Source organism: Pseudomonas sp. TWI628, assembly GCF_039673865.1.
GTDB lineage: Bacteria > Pseudomonadota > Gammaproteobacteria > Pseudomonadales > Pseudomonadaceae > Aquipseudomonas.
Window position 1 is genome coordinate 1 of sequence record NZ_JBDJMM010000063.1, and the last position, 1,636, is coordinate 1,636.

Annotated in this window: 1 protein-coding gene; it reads left to right on the forward strand. The window is 54.4% G+C overall.

The genetic code is table 11. From position 1 onward, the window contains the following. The first annotated feature begins 71 nt into the window (after positions 1–71). Positions 72–1,603, forward strand: a protein-coding gene (locus ABE528_RS27280) for an IS3 family transposase (protein ID WP_346654630.1) whose coding sequence is annotated in 2 segments (ribosomal slippage) — positions 72–531 and positions 531–1,603 — 1,533 coding nt in all. Because the reading frame shifts where the segments join, the coding sequence is not laid out codon by codon here. Positions 1,604–1,636 lie beyond the last annotated feature (33 nt).

The window sequence follows — 1,636 nt, forward strand, 5'->3', positions numbered from 1 at the left end:
CCCCCCGTGTCAGCCTACCTGTCGCCTCTATTGATTGACTCAATCATCCAAGGGGGCGAAGGTGCAAGGTAATGAAAAAGCGTTATGACTCTGAGTTCAGAGACTGGGCTGTTCAGCAAATGATGCCGCCTCTGAACCGTTCTGTGGCGGAGCTTGCCGTTGCAATCGGCGTTACTCCGCAGTCCCTGCGAAACTGGAGACAAATGGCTAGAGATAAAGGGTTGATCGTCCCTGGTAACAACAAGACCAGCGATCAATGGTCCAGCGCCGACAAATTCAATGCTGTCATGGAGACAGCCCCCTTGAGTGAGATCGAGCTCTCTCAGTATTGCCGCATGAAAGGGATATTCCCTGAGCAGATCCAGCAATGGCGTTTGGCTTGCCAAAACGCCAACGAGGTAGCTGAGCCCCAACCTTGTGCCAAGAAAACTGCAGAACATAGGCGCATCAAGGAACTAGAACGCCAGTTGTCGAAGTCTGATGCTGGTCGCAAAGAGGCGGAGGCTTTACTGGAACTGCGAAAAAAAGCCAATGCGATCTGGGGCAAGGACAAGGAAGACTGATCAGTTCCTCAGATCGCATGCAGGCACTAGGTTTGATAGCCGAAGCTGTCGAAGCGGGGGCAAGAAAATCCCATGCGTGCCGCGAGCTAGGGCTGTGCCTTCGAACGATCCAACGCTGGCGCCATAGCAATGGTGATAGGCGTCAGACAGTTCAACGCAAGGCACCCCCGAACAAGCTAAGTGTGGCGGAGCGACAGGCAGTATTAGCCGCTGCAAATCAGCCAGGTTATGCCAGTCTGACGCCGCACCAGATCGTGCCCAAATTAGCGGATGAAGGCATTTACCTGGCATCGGAATCGACTTTCTATCGAGTGCTCAAAGAGGCGAATCAAAATGTGCGCCGAGGCCGGGCTAAAGCCCCGAAGCGCCGAACCTTGACTACGCATCGAGCGGATGGCCCGAACCAGGTGTGGTGCTGGGACATCACATGGTTGCCAACCACGATCAAGGGGCGTTTCTACTACTGGTACATGGTCAAAGACATCTACAGCCGCAAGCTTGTAGTTAACGAAGTCCATGAATCCGAATGTGCTGAGAACGCCTGTGTGCTGCTTGAGAAAGGGTGTTTACGTGAGCGAACAGCGGGTCGCCCTTTGGTACTGCACTCTGACAACGGCCTTGTGATGAGGGGCTCACTGTTACGCGAACAAATGGTTTCGCTGGGTGTTAAGCCTTCGTTCAGTCGTCCGCGGGTGAGCAATGATAATGCTTATGCGGAAACACTCTTCCGCACTGCGAAGTACTGCCCACTGTGGCCAGATCGTCCGTTCGACAGCCTTACGGAAGCGAGACTCTGGGTACAGAAATTTGTCGAGTGGTACAACGAGGAGCACCGGCACAGTGCCCTGCGATACGTCACGCCCAACGAGCGTCACGAAGGCAGAGCGACCGCGTTGCTACAGGCGCGAGCGGCGTTGTATTCGTCTGCCAAAGCAGCTAATCCGACACGCTGGAGCGGTCAGACGCGAAATTGGCGACTTGCAGATGATGTTTACTTGAATCCAGAGCGCCCGGAAGCTGGAGTTGCCATAGCTAGATGAAGTTAAGGCGACAGGTACATTGACACGCACCGA